The 24,137-nt window shown below is 68.2% G+C and carries 19 protein-coding genes; 8 read left to right on the top strand and 11 right to left on the bottom strand.

Features of this window, described 5'->3' with window-relative positions:
- Nucleotides 1-75: 75 nt before the first annotated feature.
- The 9 genes from K313_RS0101255 to K313_RS0101215 form a co-directional block, all read right to left on the bottom strand.
- A complete protein-coding gene (locus K313_RS0101255) occupies nucleotides 76-3,210 on the bottom strand; it encodes a type I restriction endonuclease subunit R (protein ID WP_029210091.1) in 3,135 nt (1,044 codons plus the stop codon).
- A complete protein-coding gene (locus K313_RS0101250; protein WP_156911083.1) occupies nucleotides 3,207-4,244 on the bottom strand; it encodes an ATP-binding protein in 1,038 nt (345 codons plus the stop codon). Before K313_RS0101250 ends, K313_RS0101255 begins: the two co-directional genes overlap by 4 nt.
- 30 nt (nucleotides 4,245-4,274) lie before the next feature.
- Nucleotides 4,275-5,486, bottom strand: a complete 1,212-nt coding sequence (locus tag K313_RS0101245) for a restriction endonuclease subunit S (RefSeq protein WP_029210089.1) — start codon at nucleotides 5,484-5,486, stop codon at nucleotides 4,275-4,277.
- Nucleotides 5,483-7,051 carry a type I restriction-modification system subunit M gene (locus K313_RS0101240; protein ID WP_029210088.1) on the bottom strand — a complete coding sequence of 523 codons (1,569 nt, stop codon included), beginning with the start codon at nucleotides 7,049-7,051 and terminating at the stop codon, nucleotides 5,483-5,485. Before K313_RS0101240 ends, K313_RS0101245 begins: the two co-directional genes overlap by 4 nt.
- Nucleotides 7,052-7,146: 95 nt before the next feature.
- Entirely contained in the window at nucleotides 7,147-8,046 is a 900-nt protein-coding gene (locus tag K313_RS0101235) for a TrmH family RNA methyltransferase (RefSeq protein WP_029210087.1), read from the bottom strand.
- Nucleotides 8,047-8,059: 13 nt separating this feature from the next.
- Nucleotides 8,060-8,827, bottom strand: a complete 768-nt coding sequence (locus K313_RS0101230) for a sulfite exporter TauE/SafE family protein (RefSeq protein ID WP_029210086.1) — start codon at nucleotides 8,825-8,827, stop codon at nucleotides 8,060-8,062.
- 80 nt (nucleotides 8,828-8,907) lie between these two features.
- Nucleotides 8,908-10,173, bottom strand: coding sequence for an SPFH domain-containing protein (locus tag K313_RS0101225; RefSeq protein WP_029210085.1), 1,266 nt, complete (start codon nucleotides 10,171-10,173; stop codon nucleotides 8,908-8,910).
- Nucleotides 10,174-10,176: 3 nt separating this feature from the next.
- Complete coding sequence (locus K313_RS0101220) at nucleotides 10,177-10,641, bottom strand: NfeD family protein (protein WP_019284843.1); 465 nt, start codon at nucleotides 10,639-10,641, stop codon at nucleotides 10,177-10,179.
- A 125-nt stretch (nucleotides 10,642-10,766) separates the two neighbouring features.
- Nucleotides 10,767-11,561 (bottom strand): ABC transporter ATP-binding protein, encoded by a 795-nt coding sequence (locus tag K313_RS0101215; protein ID WP_029210084.1) that lies wholly within the window; start codon nucleotides 11,559-11,561, stop codon nucleotides 10,767-10,769.
- Nucleotides 11,562-11,602: 41 nt separating this feature from the next.
- Between K313_RS0101215 and K313_RS0101210 the strand changes: the two genes are divergently transcribed.
- From K313_RS0101210 to K313_RS0101200, 3 genes are all read left to right on the top strand, one after another.
- Nucleotides 11,603-12,364, top strand: a complete 762-nt coding sequence (locus tag K313_RS0101210) for a hypothetical protein (RefSeq protein ID WP_029210083.1) — start codon at nucleotides 11,603-11,605, stop codon at nucleotides 12,362-12,364.
- Between the two features lie 155 nt (nucleotides 12,365-12,519).
- A complete protein-coding gene (locus tag K313_RS0101205) occupies nucleotides 12,520-13,494 on the top strand; it encodes a MerR family transcriptional regulator (RefSeq protein ID WP_029210082.1) in 975 nt (324 codons plus the stop codon).
- The gene (locus tag K313_RS0101200; protein ID WP_029210081.1) at nucleotides 13,491-13,757 is read left to right on the top strand and encodes a hypothetical protein; all 267 of its coding nucleotides are present in this window, start codon (nucleotides 13,491-13,493) and stop codon (nucleotides 13,755-13,757) included. Before K313_RS0101205 ends, K313_RS0101200 begins: the two co-directional genes overlap by 4 nt.
- Here the strand turns inward: K313_RS0101200 and glgA are convergent.
- The gene (gene glgA, locus K313_RS0101195; protein WP_029210080.1) at nucleotides 13,733-14,926 is read right to left on the bottom strand and encodes a glycogen synthase; all 1,194 of its coding nucleotides are present in this window, start codon (nucleotides 14,924-14,926) and stop codon (nucleotides 13,733-13,735) included. The two genes, K313_RS0101200 and glgA, sit on opposite strands and share 25 nt — an antisense overlap.
- Before the next feature lie 147 nt (nucleotides 14,927-15,073).
- Between glgA and glgC the strand changes: the two genes are divergently transcribed.
- The 5 genes from glgC (at nucleotide 15,074) to cphA (ending at nucleotide 21,210) form a co-directional block, all read left to right on the top strand.
- Complete coding sequence (glgC, locus tag K313_RS0101190; RefSeq protein ID WP_029210079.1) at nucleotides 15,074-16,327, top strand: glucose-1-phosphate adenylyltransferase; 1,254 nt, start codon at nucleotides 15,074-15,076, stop codon at nucleotides 16,325-16,327.
- Nucleotides 16,328-16,353: 26 nt separating this feature from the next.
- A complete protein-coding gene (gene serB, locus K313_RS0101185; protein ID WP_029210078.1) occupies nucleotides 16,354-17,121 on the top strand; it encodes a phosphoserine phosphatase SerB in 768 nt (255 codons plus the stop codon).
- Nucleotides 17,122-17,133: 12 nt separating this feature from the next.
- The gene (locus tag K313_RS23330) at nucleotides 17,134-17,295 is read left to right on the top strand and encodes a hypothetical protein (protein WP_156911082.1); all 162 of its coding nucleotides are present in this window, start codon (nucleotides 17,134-17,136) and stop codon (nucleotides 17,293-17,295) included.
- A 20-nt stretch (nucleotides 17,296-17,315) separates the two neighbouring features.
- Nucleotides 17,316-18,212, top strand: coding sequence for a cyanophycinase (locus tag K313_RS0101175; protein WP_019284835.1), 897 nt, complete (start codon nucleotides 17,316-17,318; stop codon nucleotides 18,210-18,212).
- Between the two features lie 184 nt (nucleotides 18,213-18,396).
- Nucleotides 18,397-21,210, top strand: a complete 2,814-nt coding sequence (gene cphA, locus K313_RS0101170; RefSeq protein WP_029210077.1) for a cyanophycin synthetase — start codon at nucleotides 18,397-18,399, stop codon at nucleotides 21,208-21,210.
- 514 nt (nucleotides 21,211-21,724) lie between these two features.
- On the opposite strand, the gene K313_RS19565 is transcribed toward cphA, so the two are convergent.
- Nucleotides 21,725-23,977 carry a tetratricopeptide repeat protein gene (locus tag K313_RS19565; protein WP_029210076.1) on the bottom strand — a complete coding sequence of 751 codons (2,253 nt, stop codon included), beginning with the start codon at nucleotides 23,975-23,977 and terminating at the stop codon, nucleotides 21,725-21,727.
- Nucleotides 23,978-24,137: the final 160 nt, after the last annotated feature.

Raw genomic sequence — 24,137 nt, 5'->3', positions numbered from 1 at the left:
ACCCTTGCGTGCCTGGCTGAATGCGCAGATTGTGGCGCGTGAGCGGCTGTGCCGCCAGCGCCCTTCGTGCTGACCTCAGTCCCCAGGCTCCCCACCCCCAGTGGCAAGTCCCCGGAACCGCTCGAAGAACCTGGAGAGCGCTTCGATGACCCGCTTCTTCTTGTCGCCATGGTTGGACTCGCGGTTGAACCGCGACACGGGTGGCAGGATGCGGGTGATCTCGGTGCCCGCTGTGCGCAGCTGGCCGTCCCGGAACGCGGCATCCACGAACGACCGCGTCTGCTCCAGCTTGAGCTTGTGCGTTTCGATGAGCTCTTGAAGCTCGGCCTCTCGCTTCGCGGCGATGTACGCCTGCCACTGCTCATCGACCGCGCCCTGCAGCGACACCGACTCGACGAAGTCCTCGACGAGGTCGCGCTTGCTGCGGAGGGTCGGGCTCGCGTCGACGGCGCGGGTGATCTCGGCGCGGACTTCCTTGTCGTCTCCGTCGCCCTTCTCGGCGCGGAGCTTCTCGACGAGCATGAGGATGTAGTCGACGTTGATCTCGACCTGCTTGACGAGCTCGATCTCGAACACGACGTCGTCGTTGATGACTTCTCTGTCGCCGTCACGATCGCGCGTGAACTCATCGCGTAGCCGCAGGTAGACGCTGGTGTAGTCCTGCCGCTGTCGCTCGGTGAGCGGATCGTTGCCGTCGAAGTCGTCGAAGGACGTGAGGATGTTCTGCAGCCGCAGGTTCGTGCCGAACAGCTGGATGAAGTCCTTCAGCGCCTGCTCCCCCACGATCTGCTGCCCGATCGGGAAGTGCGTGAGCAGTTCGGTGACCTTGTCGACGTACTCGCCGTAGTAGTCGCCGTACGGTTTCAGCAGGACGACGCCGCGGGCATCCTTGTTGCCGAACAGCTCCAACGCGGCGTTGGTCTCCTCCTCGAGATCGCGGAAGGCGACGATGTTGCCGTAGGTCTTCACCGAGTTGAGGATGCGGTTCGTGCGCGAGTACGCCTGGATCAGGCCGTGCGCGCGCAGGTTCTTGTCGACGAACAGCGTGTTCAGCGTCGTCGCGTCGAAACCGGTGAGGAACATGTTCACCACGATGACCAGGTCGATTTCGCGGTTCTTCATCCGCTGCGACAGGTCCTTGTAGTAGTTCTGAAACCGGTCCGCGCTCGTGTCGTAGCTGGTCCCGAACATGTCGTTGTAGTCCTGGATCGCGTCTTCCAGGAACGAGCGCGCGTCAAGGTCGAGCGCATCGGTGTCGAACGCTTCATCATCGAGGATGCCGTCGGCTTCGGCCTCGTTCGCACCGTAGCTGAAGATCAGCCCGACCTTCAGGCGCTTGTCCGGTGGAAGCTCCGCCATCTGCATCTGGAACTGGTTGTAGTAACGGCGCGCGGCATCGATCGACGCGGTCGCGAACAGCGCGTTGAATCCGCGAACTCGCTTCCGCTCCTTGAGTGCCTCCGCCTGACGCCGACCCCGCACCGAGTCGGCGACGTTCGTCACAACGCCGTGCTCGTAGCTGGATGAGCGCTTCGTCTTCTGATCGAAGTGCTCCAGCGTGTACGCCACGACATCCCGGATACGACGCACATCCAGAAGAGCTCGCTCACGATCGATCGCTGACACCTGCGAGTCGTCGGGGTTTCCGACCTTGATGGTGTTGATGTAGTCGATCCGGAACGGCAGCACGTTCTTGTCCGTGATGGCGTCGACGATCGTGTACGTGTGCAGCTTGTCGCCGAACGCCTGTTCCGTAGTGCGCAACTGAGGGTTGCCACCGCTGCCCGCGTTCGCGGCGAAGATCGGCGTCCCAGTGAACCCGAACAGGTTGTACCGCTTGAACGCGCGTGTGATGTCGGTGTGCATGTCGCCGAACTGCGACCGGTGGCACTCATCAAAGATGATCACCGCGTGGTCCGAGAACACTTCGTGGCTCTTGTTCGCCTTGATGAACGTCGACAACTTCTGGATCGTCGTGATGATGATCCGCGCACCCCGGTCCTCAAGCTGCTTCTTCAGGACCGCCGTGGACGTGTTCGAGTTCGCCGCGCCCTTCTCGAACCGGTCATACTCACGCATCGTCTGATAGTCGAGGTCCTTGCGATCCACGACGAACAGCACCTTGTCCACACTCGGCATCTTCGATGCGAGCTGCGCTGCCTTGAACGAGGTAAGTGTCTTGCCCGATCCGGTCGTATGCCAGACGTACCCTCCGGCGTCGACGGTGCCGAGGGTTTTGTAGTTCGTCGAGATCTGGATCTTCTGCAGGATCAGTTCCGTCGCGACGATCTGGTACGGGCGCATCACCAGCAGGTCCCGATCTGCGGTGAGCACGCAGTACTTCGTCAGGATGTTCAACAGCGAGTGCTTCGCGAAGAACGTCTTCACGAAAGCCGTCAGCTCCGTGATCGGCTTGTTGTTCGCATCGGCCCACCAGCTGGTGAACTCGAACGAGTTGCTCGTCTTCCTGCCCTTGCTGGTACTGCCAGTCTTCTTCTGCTCGGCCAGGTGCCTGTTGCGAGTGCTGTTGGAGTAGTACTTCGTGAGCGTGCCGTTGCTGATCACGAACAGCTGCACATACTCGAACAGGCCCGAGCCCGACCAGAAGCTTTCGCGCTGGTAGCGATTGATCTGGTTGAAGGCCTCGCGGATGTCCACGCCGCGACGCTTCAGCTCGATGTGCACCATCGGCAGCCCGTTGACGAGCACGGTCACGTCGTACCGGTTGGCGTACTTCGCCCCGCCCTCGCCAGTGTCACCCTCGCCGCGCCCGATCTCGTACTGGTTGATGACCTGCAGCCGATTGTTGTGGATATTCGTCTTGTCAACCAGCGCGATGTTCTTCGTCGACCCGTCGTCACGCCTGAGGATCTGGACGTGATCCTCCTGGACACGCACGGTTTTTTCCACGATGCCGTCGTTGGCACCCGCGATCTTCGTCGTGTAGAACTGCGCCCACTCAGCATTTGAGAAGGAGATCTTGTTGACCTTCTCGAGCTGCATGCGGAGGTTCGCGACCAGATCTGTCTCCGATGTGATCGGCAGGTAGTCGTAGGCTTGCCCCTCGAGGAGTCGAATCATCTCCTTCTCGAGCGCAGACTCCGACTGATACGCATCAGCCTGCGACGGATCATGAACATACTCAGCGACGACCGTGCTCTCCGAAGAGATCGCGATCAGGTCGAACTTCCGTGCCGCTAACTCGCTCATGAGGCAGCCGCCCATCTGAAAGTCTTCAGAAACTCCTGAAACTCACTCCTAAAAGCTTCTTTGAAATCTTCGGCCACGTCGAAGGTGTCGATATCAGCGAATCGGTCGTGACTGTACAGATTGAGAACCTTAGTCACCAGGGCGGCGTCCGGCCCGACCAGCAGGTCGCCCCAACCTGCTGTGTGGCCGAGGAAGTTGGCCGTCTTCTCGAGCAATGCTCGGAACTGGTTGAAATGGGCTCGCTCAATCGCATTCGCGGAGATGGCCTCTTGAATATCTTTAATAATCCCGAGGTGGTAACTGAAAGGCGAGTCCTTTGATTGCCCAGCAAGCGTCCACCCGGCAATGGTGTCTCGCGCAAGAATATACGCTCGGTCAGTCTTCCGCCGGAGCGAGTTGAACAGAACATTAAAGAAGAGAGCGTGGTGGGTGGCGATCACAAACTTCAAGTCCAACTCTGATGCTCGCTTAATAAGCGCCGCCAGTGTGAGAGCCACTGATACGATACGCACATCATCCATTGACGACACCGGGTCATCTATGACAGCGAGCGTTAACTGGTCATAATCAGTCGTTGAACGCAGGTCGGGGCTATCGCTTAGCGTCTCAATCACGTCGTTCAAGACAGAGTGATATACACTCCAAACAAATATGCTCTCCTCTGCTCGTGATATTTTGATGCCGTCCGTCGAACTATCATCCCCCTTGTGTATGCCAAAGCTAATCTCGCCACTTTCGAAGTCAAGCCTTGGTTCAATTTTTCCGCTTGTGAAGCTTTGAAAGTTATCACTAATCACACTATCAAGACCCTGCGTCACGATAGTTTCAAACAGCTCGGCCTCCGGATTCATCTTGAATACGACACGCTCGTTATCCCAGCTGAATACGTCCTCGACAAAGGAGTTGTAGACGACCACACCCTCTGGATTGTGCTCCTTGAGGCGCTGCGCCAGCCGAGTCTTGCCGACCGTATTCGGTGCGTAAATTAGAGCGGTACGCGAATCGGCAAGGCCCTGTAATACCTCCTCAGCCAAGCTCGCGACCGTCTCATGAAATCTTTTCATCTAGACAGCCTCCTTGAACGTCAGCAGGCGGTCGCGGTAGTACTCGTACTGCTTGCGACGCGCGTCGAGTTCAGCCGGGAGACCAATGCGGATGTCGTTGACGAGCGCGTCGAACCTATCGAGTGTCTTCGTGATCCGATCCTGCTCTGCACGCGGAGGCACCAAGATTCGCGCCCGTAGTAGATTTGAATTGTACAACCGCCTAATGGTGCCGCCATCAGTAACCCACTCGATCACTTTGTACCAATGTCTCAAATAGGCGTTCGTTACGATCGACTCGTCATGGTCAAGCCACACGATATTCGAATCCTGAAAGTAGGCTGCCTCTCCGTCATAGACAACAGTGCGACCGATCGTTCCGGCTGCAGAGATTAGAACATCACCACGTCTCGGGAATGAGAATTTCTCACGATAAGAGTCGAACAGTTCTCGTGAAATATATGCATCAGGTGTACCACCAAATGTGCCGATCTTAAAGAACGGCACATCTCCGCTGTCACTTGTCTCGCTCTTGAATACACGTTTACACATCGCGACTCGGCCAATGTCGCCAAGCGTGAGCTCCTTCGCTTCACCTGCGCGAAATGAAAGCAAGTTCCTGAAGAAGTAATCGTATTGGGTGCGCCGGGCTTCCAGCTCCGCTTCCAGCTCCGCTTCCAGCTGAGTGAACTTATCCAATACTCGCACGATCTCGCGCTGCACCTCGAGAGGCGGCAAGGGGACGCGGAACCCACGCATGACGCTGGCGTTCAAGTTATTGATCGTCGAGGTCGAGAGCGAGCGATCGAGGTGAGTTTTGAATCGCTCACCCGTGAGAAGATGGAACAGAAATCGACTTTCCACACGCGCATCAGTCGTGCGAAGGACCGCCATGAAGCCACCAAACGTCTGCCCGATGTCCTCGCGAATGTATGCGACCTTGCCTATGTGATCGCGGCTACCGCTGCCAGCACAGATGAGTGTGTCGCCAGCTCGCAGGCGCTGTGCGTCGCGAACACGAACATGACTTGAAACACGCTTCACGTCCTCAAAGTTGAGCGTGTTGGAGGCGAGCGTGATGTTGTTGGCGCGGAGCACCTGAATCTCCCCTGCCGAATCCTCGTCGTTCTTGCTGTAAGTGATGCCACGCACATAGTCGGCGATATCGAGAACGCCAGTATGCTCCACCCCGTCCGGGCAAAGTTCCTGGATCAGGTCATCGATGCGGCTCACTTGGAGCCCTCCAGATCCGCCACGATCTCGTCAATCGCTGTACGAAGCTCCGCCTGACGGGCAACAATGCGCGCGATATCGGCATTCAGCTCCGTGATGTCGACTTCCTCGCGAGTGTCCTCGGCCTCTACATACGACGACACCGCGATGTTGTAGTCGTTGGCGGCAATGTCCTCGTTGCTCACGACGGTGGTGAAGTAGTCCTCGGGCTCGCGCGTCGTGAACGCCTCGAGGATCCTCGCCTGGTGCTCCTCGAGCAGCTTGTTCTTGTTGCCGACCCGCTTGAACTCCGCCGAAGCATCGATGAACAGCACGTCGCCGGTCTTCTTCGACTTCTTCAGCACGAGGATGCAGGTCGCGATCGTCGTGCCGAAGAACAGGTCGGGCGGCAACTGGATCACGGTATCGATGTAGTTGTTGTCAACGAGGTACTGCCGAATCTTCCTCTCCGCTCCCCCGCGGTACAGCACGCCGGGGAACTCGACGATCGCTGCCGTGCCGTTGACGGCCAGCCAGCTGAGCATGTGCATCGTGAACGCGAGGTCGGCCTTCGACTTCGGCGCGAGGACTCCTGCCGGTGCGAACCGTTCATCGTTGATGAGCAGTGGGTTAGCGTCGCCGTCCCACTTGATCGAGTAAGGCGGGTTGGAGACGATCGCCTCGAACGGCTCGTCATCCCAGTGCTGTGGATCGGTCAGGGTGTCGCCGTGGGCGAGGTTGAAATCGGCGTAGTTGACGTCGTGCAGGAACATGTTGATCCGCGCGAGGTTGTACGTGGTCAGGTTGATCTCCTGGCCGTAGAACCCCTGGCGGACGTTGTTCTTGCCGAGCACCTTGTCGAATTTCAGCAGTAGCGAACCCGATCCGACGGCCGGATCGTAGACCTTGTTGACCTGCTTCTTGCCGACCACCGTGATGCGGGCCAGCAGTTCGGAGACTTCCTGCGGCGTGTAGTACTCGCCACCGGACTTGCCGGCGTTGGCGGCGTACATCTGCATCAGGTACTCGTAGGCGTCACCGAACAGGTCGATCGAGTTGTCTTCCCACCGCCCCAGAGGCAAGTCACCGATCGCGTCGAGCAGCTTCACCAGCTTCTGGTTGCGCTTGGCAACCGTCGAGCCCAACTTGTTGCTGTTGACATCCAGATCATCGAACAGACCCTTGATGTCATCCTCACTATCCGTCCCCAGCGCCGACGCTTCGATGTTCTTAAAGACCCGCTCGAGCGTCTCGTTGAGGTTCTCGTCGCCCGCGGCACGATCGCGGACGTTGGCGAACAGGTCGGACGGCAGGATATAGAACCCCTTCTCCGCGACGACCTCGTCGCGCGCGAACTCCGCGTCAGAATCCGCCGCCAGCCGGTAGTCGAACGACACGTCACCCGCATCGTGCTCGTTCTTGTTGAGGTACGCCGTGAGGTTCTCGGAGATGAAGCGATAGAACAGCATGCCCAGCACGTAGGACTTGAAGTCCCACCCATCGACGCTGCCGCGCAGGTCGTTCGCGATACGCCAGATCGTCTTGTGCAACTCTGCTCGCTGCGCCTCTTTGGTGGTCGGTGCCATAGGTCTGTCTCCTCCGCGCCACTGCGCAATCACGGTGTTGGGTGGTTTGCTCTCACGATATCGGGCACGACTAACTCTCGGGATTCCAGCCATCATCACCTCGTCGCGTAGAACGCCACGGCGGCGGCTGCCGTCACGTTCAACGAGTCGACTCCGCCCATCATCGGGATCGTGACCCGGCGATCGAGTAGAGCATCAGTTTCCCGCGTGATGCCGTGGCCTTCGGTGCCGAACACGAGAGCGAGCTTCTCGTGATCCTCGGCCACCAGCTCGTCGAGGGTGATCGCGCCTTCCCCCAACGTCATGCCGGCCAGGACATAGCCAGCCGCCTTGAGCTCCGCAATGCCCTTTGTCCAATCGGGGATCCGTGTCCACGGCACTTGGAAGACCGTGCCCATCGAGACCCGTACCGAGCGCCGGTACAGCGGGTCAGCGCAGGTCGGAGACACCAGCACCGCATCGAGGCCCAAGGCGGCTGCATTACGGAAGGCGCTGCCGACGTTGGTATGGTCAACGAGCCCCTCCAGCACCGCGATCCGACTGCGTCTGCGAGGCTCGGCGGCGGGTTCCGGATGGGCTAGTTTGGGACCACACACGTTGGTGTGGTCGACGATGTCCTCCAGGACGACCACGCGCCGCGCAGCCTCCAGCACAGGGCCCACCGCGGGCAGCTCGGGCCGCTGCATCGACGCCAGCGCACCACGGTGCAGGTGGAAGCCCGTGAGGTCCTCGATGATGGGGTGGGTGCCGACATACACCGGGATGTCGCAGGACTCGGCCCAGGTGACGAGGTCGGCGAGGTCGGTGAGCCAACGCTCGGCCATCAGGAAGGAGCGCGGCCGGTGCCCGGCGGCCAGCGCGCGGCGGATGACCTTGTCGCTCTCGGCGATGTAGAGCCCGCGCTCCGGCTCGGTCCGGCGCCGCAGCGCGACGTCGGTCAGCCCCACGTAGTCGAGCAGTCGGGGGTCGGCGGGGTCGGTGATCGCGATGGGCACCGAGCAAGCCTAGTCAGGGAAAGACGACGAGCTTGACGATCGCGGCGACGCCCACGACGACGATCACCGCGCGCAGCGCCGCGGCCGAGATGCGGGTCCCGATCCGGGCGCCGAGCCAGCCGCCGCCGAGGGCACCGAGGGCGATGAGCGCCGCCACGTCCCAGCGCATCTGGTCGCGGGCGACGACGATGAAGACGATCGCCGCGACGAGGTTGGTCAGGTTGGACAGCACGACCTTGACGGCATTGACCTGCTGCAGCGGGTGGGGCAGGAGCAGGCTCAGCAGCGAGATGAGGATGATCCCCTGGGCGGCCCCGAAGTAGCCGCCGTAGACGCTCGTCGCCCCCACGGCCGCCACCGCCAGCCGCATCCGCTGGGGGCTGACCACGTCCTGGTGCACGGCCTTGGTCCAGCGGTTGATGCGCGGCCCGAGCACGACGAGCACCAGGGCCAGCGCGATGAGCACGGGCACGATCACCCGGAACGCCTCGGCCGGCAGGACCAGCAGCAGGACGGCCCCGGTCACGGCGCCGACGCACGCGGCGGGCAGGAAGCGCCGCAGCAGGTCGCCGAGGCCGGACAGCAGCGAGCGGAAGCCCGGGATGCTCGTGATGGCGGCGGCGCACAGCCCGAGGCTGTTGGAGATGTTGGCCGAGACCGGCGGGATCCCGAGCAGCAGCAGCGTCGGGAAGGTGATCAGCGTGCCTGACCCGACGACGGTGTTGATGGTCCCGGCGCCGAGACCGGCGAGGACGATGACCAGGGCTTCCCACAGCGACACCCGGCCACCATAGGTGGTGACCGGGTGTCCGTGCCCCGACGGGGCACATGTTGATCAGGCCGTATGCCGTGCGCCCGCCGTCAGCGCGGCTCGCTGCCAGGCGGCGGGGTCGGGCCGGCGGGCGGCTCGACGTGGGGCGCGGCCGGCGGCTCGGCGGCGGGCATCGCCTGGGTCGGCGCCGTCGGCATACCGGCGGGGTCCGTGGTCACGTCCGGGGCCAGGTCGGGCTGGCCGGGCGTGGTGACCGGGTCCGCCGCGGGAGCCGCGGCCGACGGCATGGACGCGGAGGCGCCGCCACGACGGCGGTCCTGGGCGTGGTCCTCGGCCTCCCGCTCGGTGGCCTGCGCCTGGCTGCGGGCCTCACGCAGGGCCTCGGCCGGGTCCTGCAGCTGCACGTCGTCGAAGGCCGCGCGGGACAGCTCGGCGTCCGCCGGGGTGTAGGGGTCGGACGCGTCGCTGCCCCAGCCGCCGCCCTTGGTGTCGGTGCCGCCGAGCGCGGAGCCGATGCCCTTGAGCGCCTCGGTGAGCTCGGACGGGATGACCCACAGCTTGTTGGCGTCGCCGCGGGCGAGCTGCGGCAGGACCTGGAGGTACTGGTAGGCGAGGAGCTTCTGGTCGGGCTTGCCGCGGTGGATGGCGTCGAAGACCTGGGTGATGGCGCGGGACTGACCCTGCGCCTCGAGGATGCGGGCCTGGGCCGAGCCCTCGGCGCGCAGGATCGAGGACTGCTTCTCGCCCTCGGCGGTCAGGATCTGGGACTGCTTGACGCCCTCGGCCGTGAGGATCGCGGCGCGACGGTCACGCTCGGCGCGCATCTGCTTCTCCATCGAGTCCTGCACGGAGTGCGGCGGGTCGATGGCCTTGAGCTCGACGCGGTTGACGCGGATGCCCCACTTGCCGGTGGCCTCGTCGAGGACGCCGCGCAGCTGGGCGTTGATCTGGTCGCGCGAGGTCAACGTCTGCTCGAGGTCGAGGGATCCGATGACGTTGCGGAGCGTGGTGACCGTCAGCTGCTCGATGCCCTGGATGAAGTTGGCGATCTCGTAGACGGCGGACTTGGCGTCGATCACCGAGTAGTAGATGACCGTGTCGATGGAGACGACCAGGTTGTCGCTCGTGATCACGGGCTGCGGCGGGAAGGACACCACCTGCTCGCGCAGGTCGATGTTGGCGCGCACCTTGTCGAAGAACGGGACGAGCAGGTGCAGGCCTGCCGTCAGCGTCCGCGAGTAGCCGCCCAGCCGTTCGATGATCAGGGCGGTCTGCTGCGGCACGATCTTGATGGTCTTGGCGATGACGATCACCGCGAAGAGAACCAGGATGCCGAGGACGATCAGGGTCTCCATGGGTCAGATGCCTTCCCGGCTGTCCGCAGCGTCGGCAACGACGGCGGTAGCCCCCTCGATGGACACCACCCGGACCTCCTGGCCCGGGGGTATGGCGGGTTGCCCCGCCTGGGTGCGCGCCGTCCACGTCTCCCCCGCGAGCTTGATCAGCCCGCTCGTGGTGGTCACCGTCTCGGTGACCAGGGCTGCGCGCCCGATGTTGGCACCAGCACCGATGCTGGTGTCCGGCGCGACGGTGAACCGCCGCTTGACCATGGGCCGCACCAGGAGGACGAGCAGCAGGGCGACCACCACGGCGACGACGACCTGCACCGCGAACCCGCCGCCCAGCGCGGCCGTGACGGCGCCCGCCAGGGAGCCCCCCGCCAGCATCAGCCAGAAGAAGTCGACGCTGGCTGCCTCGATGGCCCCCAGGATCAGGGCCAGTCCCACCCAGGCCAGCCAGCCGTTGTCAGCGAACCACTCCATGTCGTCCTACTCTCCTCGTCTCCAGCACGCCGGGCACCACGGGGTGCGCCTGCGGCGCGGACACCTGTATGACGCCCCCCGCGCCCCTGCGGTTCCCGGCGTGGGGTGATCCGCGCGCGGCCGGGTCACTCCCCGTCGGGGCGGGCGCGGGCGGCATACCGCTCGCCGTGCTGCTCGAGGACCAGGGGCAGGCCGAAGGTCTCGGACAGGTTGTCCTCGGTGAGAGTGAGCTCGAGCGGCCCGGCGGCCACGACCATGCCGTCGCGCAGGAGCAGCACGTCGGTGAAGCCCGGCGGGATCTCCTCGACGTGGTGGGTGACCAGGACCAGGGCCGGTGACATGACGTCCTGGGCCAGCTCGCCGAGGCGACGCACCAGGTCCTCGCGGCCCCCGAGGTCGAGGCCGGCGGCGGGCTCGTCGAGGAGCATCAGCTCGGGGTCGGCCATGAGGGCGCGGGCGATCTGGACGCGCTTGCGCTCCCCCTCGCTCAGGGTCCCGAAGGTCCGGTCCGCCAGGTGCGCCACGCCGAGGGTGCCGAGCAGTTCGTCGGCGCGCTCCTCGTCCAGCTCGTCATAGCTCTCGCGCCAGCGCCCGATCACTGCGTAGGTCGCCGTCAGCACCACGTCGCGCACCCGCTCCGAGAGGGGGACGCGCTCGGCCGTGGCGGCGCTGGCGATGCCGATGCGGGGACGCAGCTCGAAGACGTCGACCGCGCCCAGGGTCTCGCCGAGGATGCTCGCCGATCCGCTCGTCGGGTGCATGCGCGCGGCGGCCAGCTGCAGCAGCGTCGACTTGCCAGCACCGTTGGGGCCCAGCACGACCCAGCGCTGCCCCTCCTCGATCTCCCAGTCGATCCCCTCGACCAGCGTGGTGTCGCCACGGCGGACCGTGACATCGTCGAACTCGAGGACGTCGCTCATGCTCCGACCCTATGGCACCTCGCGCGCCTACGATGGACGGGATGTCCGAGCTGCCCCTGTCGTGTCGGCTGTCCCTGTGGGTGACGAGCGCGTATGCCGGCCGCCTGCCCCTCGATCGCGCCCTGGTGGCCGCGGCGGCCGAGCTGGACCACGTCTCCGGAGCCGAGCGCGTGCAGGACTGGAGCGCCCTCGGCGAGCGCGTCGTGGCGGTGGCCCTGCCCCGCGCCGGAGCCACCGCCTCGGTGCCGCGCGGCAACCCGGAGCTGGCGGGGGCGGCGGCCGGGGCGGGCGAGTGCTGCTACTCCCCCGCGCTGGGCGTGGCGCTGGTCCCGACCGTCGAGCCGTTCGGGCCTGCGGGGGACGTCGGGTGGGCGGCGCGGTTCACGGCATACGACTGCGACCCGGTGCCGACCCACCGGCTGGAGATGCTGTCGGTCCGCGAGGCGGAACGGGCCCTGCGGGCCGAGATCGCCTCGGCGACGGAGGATCTCGCGTCGCTGGGCGCGGTGTGGGGCGCTGCCGCGCGGGACGTGGCCGACGAGGCGCTGGGCTCGCAGCGCTGGGGCCTGCCGCCCGACCTGCCCGTCCGCGCGGTGTCGGTGATCACCCTGGCCGCGACGGTCGGGCGCATCGCCGACCTGGGGCTCGAGGCGGCCGACCCGTCGCTCGTCGCGGGCGAGGCCGGACGCCGGCTCCAGGCGCTGCGCCGGCTCCAGCGGGCGGCGGACGAGGCGCTGGAGACGGCCACCAACGTGGCGGCGCTGGCGATCGCGGGCTACCTCCCCGCCGACCGCCTCCCCTGACCCCGCCTCCACGTCCCGTTGTTCGCGCTCCCCCGCCCCCTCCCACGATCGTGAGTGTTTCCTCCAACATCCTTGGACCGAACACTCACGATCTCGGGGCTGGGGTCAGCCCTGGGGATTGACCCTCCACCAGGTCGAGGGTCCAGGCTCGGCGCATGACAGACCTCCTCGGGATCGGTGAGCTCGCCCAGGCAAGCGGGCTGACCGTGTCCGCGCTGCGCTTCTACGACACCCATGCCGTCCTGGTGCCGGCGGTGGTCGACGAGCGGACGGGCTACCGGCGGTATGCCGTCGACCAGGTCGTCGCGGCCCGCGTCATCGCCGGGCTGCGGCGTATCGGCCTGCCCGTCGCCGAGATGCCCACGGTGCTGGAGCGGCTCGACGACGCCGAGCAGGTCGCCGGCATCCTCCACGCGCACCTCACCCACCTCGAGGCGGGCGTGGCCGGCGCCCGCCTCGAGGTGGCACGGCTGCTGCGCCTGCTCGGCTCTGACGACGACGTCCCAGGAGTGCCTGTGCTCCCGCCGCAGCCCGAGCTACGTTTCCCGGCCAGCGGGTTCGAGCACGCCCTGCGTCGGGTGGAGTTCGCCGTGGCGACCCACGACGAGGCGGGGGCGCTGGGCGGCATACACCTGCGCGCCGCAGGCGGGGTCTGCACGTGGGTGGCGACCGACCGCTATCGCCTGGCCACCACGACCTGCCCTGTGTCTCAGGCGGACTGGGGGGCCACCCTGGCGCCGGCGCTGCTCCGGCAGGCGCTCGAGGACCAGGCGGACGGCGAGGTGCGGCTCCGGCCCGACCTGCCGACCGTCGACGGGGACTATCCGGACGTGGAGCGGATGCGGACCTACCTCGGGCAGGGGCGACACCGCGTGGTGGACCGAGCCGCCCTCCCGGAGCTGCTGGTCGACGCCGAGCCCGGTCGGGTGCGGCTCGAGCACCTCCTGCTGGACGGCGAGCTGCTCCGGGAGGCGGTCGAGGCGTTGCCGGGAGATCAGCTCATGCTCGAGCTCGACGGGCCGCTCGCCCCGATCGCCCTGCGCGACCCGCATGACGGCAGCACCTGGACGCTGCTCATGCCGATCCGTGACGACACCATCTCCTCCGACCCGGACCGCGAGGGAGCGTGAGCGTCCTCGTCCACCGGTGCCGCACGTGCGGGCACGACGTGGTGTGGCACGAGCCGCGGGAGGCGGGCTACACCAGGTGCGGGTGCTGCCGGGCCGGGCGTCCCGACCGCGACCCGGAGCCGACGCTGCGGGAGACGAGGACCTGGCGCTCCGAGCCCGAGCCCCTGTGGGAGCCGGGCGCCCTCCGCAACGCGGGCACCATGCACGCCATACGGCTCTGCGACTGCGACCGCTGCCGTCAGGCGTCGAGGACGGCGCGATAGACCTCGAGGGTCTTGTCGCCGATCGCCGCCCACGAGAAGTGCTCGACCGCGCGGCGTCGACCGGCGCGGCCCATCTCGCGCGCCCGCTCGACGTCGGACACCGCGTCGGTGAGAGCGGCGGCCAGGTCGGCGACGAACGTCTCCTCGTCCAGCGGGGTGCCGGAGCCGTCCTGCACCTGCTCGATGGGGACGAGCCAGCCCGTCTCGCCGTCGACGACGACCTCCGGGATGCCGCCGGTGGCCGTGGCGACCACGGCCGCCTCGCAGGCCATCGCCTCGAGGTTGACGATGCCGAGCGGCTCGTAGATCGAGGGGCACGCGAACACCGTGCACGCCGACTCCAGCGCCACGATCTCGTTGCGGGGCAGGTGCTCGGCGATCCAGACGACGCCGTCGCGGCGCGTCTTGAGGTCGTCGATCAGCGCCTTGACCTCGGCCTTGATCTCGGGAGTGTCGGGCGCCCCGGCGGCCAACACGAGCTGCACGCCCTCGGGCAGCCGGGCGGCGGCCTTGATGAGATAGGGCAGCCCCTTCTGCCGGGTGATCCGCCCGACGAAGCACACGAACGGCCGGTCGGGGTCGATGCCGTACTTGTCGAGCACCTCCGGGTCGGGGCCGGGCCTCCAGTCCTCGGAGTCGATCCCGTTGTGCACCACGTGGACCCGCGCCGGGTCGAGCGCGGGGTAGCAGCGCAGGATGTCCTCGCGCATGCCCGCCGAGACGGCGATGACGCCCGCGGCGGCCTCGTAGGCCGACCGCTCCACGAAGGATGACAGCGCATAGCCGCCGCCGAGCTGCTCGGCCTTCCACGGCCGCAGCGGCTCGAGCGAGTGGGCCGAGATGACGTGCGGGATGCCGTTGAGCAGCGACGCGACGTGCCCGCCGAAGTTGGCGTACCACGTGTGCGAGTGCACCAGGTCGGCGCCGGCCACGTCGGCCGCGATGCGCAGGTCCGTGCCCATCGTCACGAGGGCCGCGTTGGCCCCGGAGAGCTCGGGCAGGTCGGCATACCCGGTCGTCCCCTCCTCGTCCCGGGGGCCGCCGAAGCAGCGCACCTGGACGTCGATGTCGCCGCGGGCCCGCAGGGCCCGGACGAGCTCGGTGACGTGCACACCAGCGCCGCCGTAGACCTGGGGCGGGTATTCCTTGCTCACGATGTCGACTCGCACGGGACGAACCTATCCGGCGACGGGGCGGGCCGCTCGTCCAGCGCCGACGACACCGGCGGCGGAGTCGAATTCCGGGCCCGCCACGATTCCCCGCCACGGCCGATCCCTCCCGTGGCAGGCCGATCCCGACGACCTTAGGGTGAGGGCATGTACAACCGCCGCGGCCACAAGAAGGTCCTCGCCATCGTCCTCGCAGGTGGAGAGGGCAAGCGACTCATGCCCCTCACCGCCGACCGCGCCAAGCCGGCCGTCCCGTTCGGCGGCAACTACCGGCTCATCGACTTCGCGCTGTCCAACGTCGTCAACAGCGGCTTCCTCAAGGTCGTCGTGCTGACGCAGTACAAGTCGCACAGCCTCGACCGGCACGTGTCCCGCACCTGGCGCATGTCGCAGATGCTCGGCAACTACGTCACCAACGTGCCGGCGCAGCAGCGCATCGGCAAGGAGTGGTACCGCGGGTCCGCCGACGCGATCTATCAGTCCATGAACCTCATCCGTGACGAGGACCCCGACATCATCGTCGTCGTGGGTGCCGACCACGTCTATCGCATGGACTTCTCGCAGATGGTCGCCCAGCACATCGACACCGACGCCGCGTGCACCGTCGCCGCGATCCGTCAGCCGCGGTCGATGGCCGACCAGTTCGGCGTCATCGACGTCGAGCCGAGCAACCCCTCCAAGATCCGCGAGTTCCTCGAGAAGCCCACCGACCCGGCCGGCCTGCCGGACTCCCCCGACGAGATCCTCGCGTCCATGGGCAACTACGTCTTCACCAAGGACGCCCTGGTCGAGGCGCTCGAGAGCGACAACGCGCGCGACGACACCAAGCACGACATGGGAGGCGACATCGTCCCGGCCTTCGTCGACGCCGGTGACGCCTATGTCTACGACTTCAAGGACAACATCGTCCCGGGCGAGACCGAGCGCGACCACGGCTACTGGCGCGACGTCGGCACGATGGACTCCTACTACGACGCCCACATGGAGCTCGTGTCGCTCAACCCGGTCTTCAACCTCTACAACATGGAGTGGCCGATCTTCACGCAGATGGAGTCGCTGCCCCCGGCCAAGTTCGTCACCGGGATGGCGTCGCGCGCCGCCAAGGTCACCAACTCCACCGTCTGCCCCGGCGTGGTGGTGTCCGGCTCCGAGGTCACGACCTCCGTGCTGTCGCCCGGCGTCAAGCTCAACTCCTACTCCACCGTCGAGGGCTCGGTGCTCTTCGACGACGTGGTGGTCCACCGCAACGCCACAGTCCACAAGGCCGTCCTCGACAAGGGCGTCGACGTCCCCGAGGGCGCGATGGTCGGCGTGGACAAGGAGCACGACCGGGCCCGCGGATACTACGTGACGGAGTCCGGGATCACGGTGGTGGGCAAGGGAGTCCAGATCGTTCCTTGAGCAAGGAGCCATGACCACGACGTCGTATGCCGGACAGCCCACCGGCATACGACGTCGCCGTCTCTAGGCTGGGCACCGTGCCCGACGACACCCCCGCCGCTCCTCTGGTCCGCCGCCCCGAGGTGCTCGAGCGCACGCGGGTCGCGCTGACCGAGGGGCCGCCGCTGCTGCTCACCGACGTCGACTCCACCCTCATCGGGGACGAGGTCATCGAGCTGCTCGCCGCGCACGCGGGCAAGGAGCCCGAGGTGCGCGCGGTGACCGAGGGCGCCATGCGGGGCGAGCTCGACTTCGCGCAGAGCCTGCACGCCCGCGTGGCGGTCCTCGAGGGGCTGCCCGTCACGGTCGTCGAGGCGGTGCGGGCCGCGGTGCGGGTGACGCCCGGCGCGCAGGAGCTCGTCGACGCCGTGACGGCCGCGGGCGGCGTGGTGGGCGTCGTGTCGGGCGGGTTCGTCGAGGTCGTCGGCCCGCTCGCGGAGACGATGCGGATCCACCACGCGGTCGCCAACACCCTCGAGGTGAGCGACGGACGCCTGACCGGGCGCGTGACCGGCGAGGTGGTGGACCGCGCCGTCAAGGCCCGGGTGCTGCGGGAGCTGGCCGAGCGGCACGGCATCCCGATGGAGCGGACGATCGCGGTGGGCGACGGCGCCAACGACCTGGACATGCTGGAGGCTGCCGGGCTCGGCGTGGCCTTCGCCGCCAAGCCCGCGCTGGCCGACCGCGCCGACGTGTGCCTGCCCGGGCCCCGCCTCGACGACCTGGTCGAGCTCCTGGGACTCCCCCGCGCCTGACCGGCGGCTGAGATGAGGCAGCCGGACGAGGACCTCGCGACCACCCTGGACGGACCGGCCCGCACCCGTCGCACGGTGGACGGGATCGTCTCGCTCTGCGGCGCGGCGACCCCGGGCTCCCGCAGCAGCGGCCTAGGGTGGCCCGAGCGCGCCGTGGTCCGTGCGCTGCCATGACACCGGGAGTTGATCCGCACATGTCCGCCCAGCCGGAGCCGACCATCCATCGTTCGCTGCTCATCATCGGCGGCGCCGAGGACAAGATGGGCCGGGCGACGGTGCTGCGGCGCTTCGTGCGGCTGGCCGGCGGCGAGCGGGCCCGCATGGTCGTGATCCCCTCCGCCTCCGCGTTCGCCGACGAGGCCGCCGAGGTCTACGCCGACGTCTTCGCCCGGCTGGGGGCGGAGCGCACGGTCACCGTCGACATCCAGAGCCGCGCCGAGGCCGACCGCACCGACGAGGGCTGCGGGGCCGCTGCCATCGACGAGGCCACCGGCATCTTCATGACCGGCGGCAACCAGCTCAAGCTCGCCCAGCTCATCGGCGGCACCGAGGTCGGCCGGGCGATCCACCGGGCCTACGAGCGGGGCGCCGTCATCGCCGGCACGTCGGCCGGCGCCTCGATCATGAGCCGGTTCATGATCTCCATGGGCGACGAGGGCATCACCCCGCGGCAGCGCTCCAGCCAGCTCACGGCCGGGCTCGACCTGCTGCCCGACGTCATCGTCGACCAGCACTTCGCGCAGCGCACGCGCTACGGACGGCTGCTGTCCCTCGTGGCCGGGTCCCCCGCGCTGCTCGGCATGGGCATCGACGAGGACACCGCCGCCGAGATCACCGACGGCCGCGTCCTCACCGTCATCGGCGACGGCGGCGTCTTCATCGCCGACGCCCGACGGGCCGTCACCGACGCCTACGAGGCCGCCGAGGACGCACCGCTGCTCGTCAGCGGCGCCGTGGTCCACACGCTGCCCGCCGGGTCGACCTTCGACCTGCAGACGGCCACCCTGATGAGCTTCTCCGAGATGCACCCGGACGTCGACGTGCGCCGCTCCGAGCGCGAGCACCCGGACGGGTCCTCGCCCGTCGCCTGAGCCGTCTCCGAGCGAGAGGGCGGCCCGTCGAGGCGGCGGTCCCGGCATACGGCCGCTGGTCTCACCTGCTCGACCTCGGGCGCAGCCTGCTCACCCCGTCTCACCCCCTCCCAGCACGGACGAAAGGGACAGGGAGGTCGGGTGCCGCTAACGTGGGGGCCGCATCCCCAGCCAGGAGGTCTCCATGGATAGCGCACGTCCCAGCCCCTCCGGGCCGGCCCGACCCGACCTGCGGGTCCTGTCCCAGCGGGTCTACCGCGGGCCCAACGTCTGGTCCTACGAGCAGGCGATCCACCTCGTCGTGGACCTCGGCATCCTGGAGGAGTACCCGACCGACCTGCTCCCGGGCTTCACCGAGCGCCTGGTCGAGCTGCTGCCGGGGCTGCAGCGGCACACCTGCTCGATCGGCACACCGGGGGGCTTCGTCCAGCGGATGCAGGACGGCACCTGGCTGGGTCACGTGGCCGAGCACGTCGCGCTCCAGCTGCAGCAGGAGGCCGGGCACGACCTGCGCCGCGGCAAGACGCGCTCCGTGCGCGGCAAGGCCGGCCAGTACAACGTGATCCTGGGCTACATCGACGAGACCGTCGCCCTGGCCGCCTGCGAGCTGGCCGTCCGCCTCGTCAACGACCTGGTCGAGCACGACGAGGCCTTCGACTTCGAGGCCGAGCTGGACGCCTTCCTCCGGCTCGCGCAGCGTCAGGCCTACGGCCCGTCCACGATGGCCATCCTCGAGGAGGCCGTCAGCCGCGACATCCCGTGGCAGCGCCTCAACCGCGGCTCGCTCGTCCAGCTCGGCCAGGGCGTCCACGCCAAGCGGTTCCGGGCCACGATGACCTCGCTCACCGGTGCGCTGGCCGTCGACATCGCCTCGGACAAGGACCTGACCGCGCAGCTGCTGGCCTCCGCCGGCCTGCCGGTGCCCAAGAGCGAGCTGGTGCGAGACGTCGTCGCCGCGGTGGCAGCAGCCCGCCGCATCGGCTACCCCGTGGTCGTCAAGCCTCTCGACGGCAACCACGGCCGCGGCGTCTGCCTCGACCTGCGCGACGAGCAGGACGTGCGCGAGTCCTTCCCCATCGCCCAGGACCAGTCCCGGCGCGGGTCGGTCATGGTCGAGTCCTTCGTGACCGGCAAGGACTACCGCTGCCTGATCATCGGCGGCCGCATGCAGGCCATCGCCGAGCGGGTGCCCGCGCACGTCGTCGGGGACGGCGAGCACACCGTCGCCGAGCTCGTCGACATCACCAACGAGGACCCGCGTCGCGGCGTCGGCCACGAGAAGGTCCTCACCAAGATCAAGGTCGACGAGGCCGCCGTCGAGCTCGTCCAGTCGCAGGGCTATGCGATGGACGCGGTGGTGCCGAGCGGCGAGATGGTCAAGCTCGCCCTGACCGCCAACATGTCCACCGGCGGGATCTCGATCGACCGCACCTGGGACGCGCACCCCGACAACGTCGACGTGGCCGAGGAGGCCGCCCGGCTCATCGGGCTCGACGTCGCGGGCATCGACTTCATCTGCCCGGACATCACCGAGCCGGTGCGCGAGACCGGCGGCGCGATCTGCGAGGTCAACGCGGCGCCCGGCTTCCGCATGCACACGCACCCGACGGTCGGCGAGCCGCAGTTCATCGCCAAGCCGGTCGTCGACCTGCTGTTCCCGCCCGGCTCCCCCTCGCGGGTGCCGATCATCGCCGTCACCGGCACCAACGGCAAGACGACCACCAGCCGCATGATCTCCCACATCTTCAAGGGGCTCGGGCGCAAGGTCGGCATGACCTCCACCGACGGCGTCGTCATCGACGAGCGCCTCGTCATCAAGGCGGACGCGTCCGGCCCGCGCTCGGCGCGCATGGTCCTGCAGAACCCCCGCGTCGACCTCGCCGTCATGGAGGTCGCCCGCGGAGGCATCATCCGCGAGGGCCTCGGCTACGACCGCAACGACGTCGCCGTCGTCACCAACGTCGCGGCAGACCACCTGGGGCTCAAGGGGATCGACACCCTCGAGCAGCTCGCGGCCGTCAAGCGCGTGGTGGTCGAGGCGGTCCCCCGCAGCGGCTACGCCGTCCTCAACGCGGACGACCCCAACGTCCGCGCCATGCGCCGCCGCTGCTCCGGCTCGGTCGTGTGGTTCTCGCTCAAGGCACCCGGGTCCGACGAGCGCACCATGATCGACGAGCACTGCCGCCGCGGTGGTCGCGCCGTGGTGCTCGAGGAGACCGAGCGCGGCGAGATGATCGTCATCCGGCAGGGTCGGCGCACCATGCAGCTGGCGTTCACCCACCTGCTGCCGTCGACCTTCGAGGGCACCGCGCGCATGAACGTCGCCAACGCCCTCGCCGCCGCCGGTGCGGCCTTCGCCCTCGGCGCGCCGCTGCAGGACATCCGCCAGGGGCTGCGCACCTTCACCACGAGCTACTACCTCTCCCCCGGCCGCATGAACCTCCTCACCGTCACCGGCCGCCAGATCATCGTCGACTACTGCCACAACGCGGCCGGGATGCGGATGCTGGGTGACTTCGCCCAGCGGTATGCCGACCGCCAGGAGGAACGCGGGGCCGGCGGCACGGTGCGCCGCATCGGCCTGGTCGCGACCGCCGGCGACCGCCGGGACGACGACATGGCCGAGCTCGGCGCCGTCGCCGCCGAGTACTTCGACAGCATCATCGTGCGCGACGACGCCCACCTGCGCGGGCGCGCCCCGGGCGAGCAGGCCGAGCACGTGGCGCGCGGCATACGGCAGTCGCAGGAGGCCGGGCGGGCCCGGTGCACCGAGGTGGAGGTCGTGCTCAACGAGCTCGACGCCACCGACCGGGCGCTGGAGATCGCCGAGCCCGGCGACCTCGTCGTGCTCTGCGTCGACAAGCACGCGCAGGTCATGGAGCGCCTCGAGCAGCGGACCAAGGTCGCGACCCCGCGTGGCGACAACGAGCAGGACGGTCGGGCGTACGACCCCGACTTCGTGCTCGACAAGGACGCCGCGGAGGCCGAGACCGCCTGAGCACCCACGTCATTCGCAGCGAGCGCGCCACCCCGATCGTGGGGCGGCGCGCTCGCTGCGTGCGGTGGCAACGGCGGGCCGCATTTTGTGAGCTGGGAGCCCATGAAGGAGTGGCTGGAGGCGTCCACGTCAGCACTTTGTGAGCTGGGAGCCCACGAAGGATCGGCTGGAGGCGTCCACGTCAGCACTTTGTGAGCTCGGAGCTCAGTTCGGGTCGTCCGGAGGTGCCAGGAAGGCGCGTGGGCGACACATGGTGAGCTGGGAGCTCAGTTTGGGTCGCCTGGAGGCGTGCGGGAGGGGCGTGGGCGGCACGTCGTGAGCTGGGAGCTCAGTTCGGGTCGTCCGGAGGCGTCGGGGAGTCGCGTGGGCGGCACGTCGTGAGCTGGGAGCTCAGTTCGGGTCGTCTGGAGGCGTCGGGGAGTCGCGTGGGCGGCACGTCGTGAGCTGGGAGCTCAGTTCGGGTCGTCTGGAGGCGTCGGGGAGGCGCGTGGGCGACACGTGGTGAGCTCGGAGCTCAGGACGCGCTGACGGAGGCGTCCCTCGAGGCAGCGGCGTCCTGCTCGCGCATGATCTCCACGCGGCGGTGCAGCCCGTCGCGGTAGTAGTCGTCGTCCGGCGTCGCCGCACGCCGCAGCAGCGCGTCGATGAGCGAGGCCACCGCTTCCTGGGCGTGCCCGGCGTCGATCTGGGCGAGGGCGCGGAAGGCGACGTACGCGCCGCTGTCCTGGCGCCGGACGTCCACGGACTCGAGCATCGCGAGCGCCTCGGCGGGTTGCCCCTGGCGGCGCACGGCCGACGCCTCGCTGATCAGGGAGCGGGTGCGCCACGGCTCGTCGAGCCCGGCCTCGCGGGCCTGCCGGAAGAGCTCGATGGCGGCCGACTCCTCGTCGCCCCGGTTGCGATAGGCCGCGAGCTCGAAGAGCAGCCGGCCGTCGGACGGCGACTCGGCCAGCAGACCCTCGATGGTCGCCACCCGCTCGGCGATGGTGGCCGCGGTGTCGGCGCGGAGCGCGCGGAGGGTCTCCTCGTGCTCGTGCTCGCCACGAGCACGCTTGACCTTGGCCCGGATCGAGGAGGCGGTGTCGGGGCGGGCGCCCTGCTCGAGCAGCCAGGCGTTGAGCTCCGGCCAGTCGGCGTGCACCATGACCGCGACGACGTCGCCGTTGCCGGCCTGGCCGAGGATGCCCTGCAGTCCCTCGAGCTCGGAGGGATAGGAGTCGACCTCGGCCACGCCGACGCGGGACAGCCCGATCCGCAGGTGGGCCTCGAGGTCCTCGCGGGTGCGGTTGCGCAGGTAGCGCTCCTTGTGGACGACGTGCACGACGTCGGCGCTCGACCCGGCCATGGCGCCCATGGACTCGAGGATCTCGTCGGTGCGGTCGCCGCCGGTGCCCACCCCGAGGTGGAAGCGGGCACCTGGCCGCGTGAGCCCGCGCGCGACCTCGATGAGGGCCTGGAGGCCGTCCTCGTTGTGCGCCATGTCGAGGATGACGGTCGCGGCGCCGCCGGACGGCACCCGCACGGTGTAGGTGTTGAGGCGGCCCGGGTTGTGCTCCCCGTCGGGGGCGAAGGTGCGCAGCCCCTCGACCACGGCCTCCCGCGGGAGACCGAGACCGAGGGCGGTCGCGGCGGCGGCGAGGGCGTTGGCGGTGTTGTGGCGGGACAGCCCGGCCATGGTCATCGGCACGTCGGTCAGCGGCAGCAGCCGGTCGACCTCGCCGTTGCGCTCCAGCACGGCGATGGCGTCGTCGAGCACCGTGATGCCCCGCCCGCCGTCGTCGACCGCCTCGCGCAGCGCGGGCGAGGACGGGTCGGTGCTGAACGCCCACGGGCGTGCCTCGGTGCCGGCGCGCATGGCCCACACGCGGGGGTCGTCGCCGTTGAGGACGGCCCACCCGTCGGGGCGGGTGACCTTGGTGACGATGGCCTTGACCTCGGCGAGCTGGTCGACCGTGTCCACGCCCTGCATCCCGAGGTGGTCCGCGGTGACGTTGGTGACGACGGAGACGTCGTTGTGGGTGACGCCGATGCCCTTGAGCAGCATGCCGCCGCGGGCGGTCTCGAGGATGCCGATCTCGACGCCGGGCTGGTGCAGCACGGCCGACGCGCCGGCCGGCCCGGAGTAGTCGCCCTCCTCGATCTCCTCGCCCTGGGCGTAGACCCCGGACGTGCTCGACCACCCTGTCCGCAGGCCGGCGGTCATGGCGATGTGGGCGACGAGGCGGGTGGTGGTGGTCTTGCCGTTGGTGCCGGTGATGGAGGCGACGGGGATCTTGGGGGTGATCGTGGTCGGTCGGGCGCCGGCCGGGGCCGTGGCGATCTGGCGGGTCGCCTCGTCCATGGCCTGCCGGGCCTCGTCGTCGTCGCCGGTCAGCAGGGCCGACAGGACCGGGCCGAGGGCCTCGGCCATCGCGACGCCGCGGCCACGGCGGCTCCACGGGAACGCGACGACGATCTCCTGCGGACGGTTGCCCGCCCGCGTCTTGGTCGACAGGCCTCGTATGCCGGCGCCCGCCCCCAGGCGCCGGACCAGCCGTCGCGCGAGGCGCAACGCCATCGCCTGACGCTCCAGGGTGTGGGCCCCGCCAGGGTCGGCCTGCCGCAGCCCCAGCCGCGCCGCGAGGCGCCGGGCCTGGGGTCGGCGGAGCTCGAGGATGCCAGGCACCTCGAGCACGACCTTCATGGCCGGACGCGTGAAGTAGAGGTTGGGTCCCTCGAGGACCCGCACCTCGGTCACGGTGATGGGCGTCACGGCGGCGTCAGTCATGGGGCCGATCCTAAGGGCAGGTCACGGCCCGGTCCTGCCGGTGCCGCAGGGGTGGGCGCACCCGTCTCAGGAGCGGCGTCGACGGCCTCGCCGCCGGCGTCGCAGGCCATCGTCGCAGGCCATCACCGAGCGGAACGTGGTTGAGCCGGACGGCGGATCC

Source organism: Arsenicicoccus bolidensis DSM 15745 (assembly GCF_000426385.1).
In the GTDB taxonomy this organism is placed as follows: Bacteria; Actinomycetota; Actinomycetes; order Actinomycetales; family Dermatophilaceae; genus Arsenicicoccus; species Arsenicicoccus bolidensis.
This window is presented reverse-complemented; position numbering and strand designations above follow the sequence as displayed.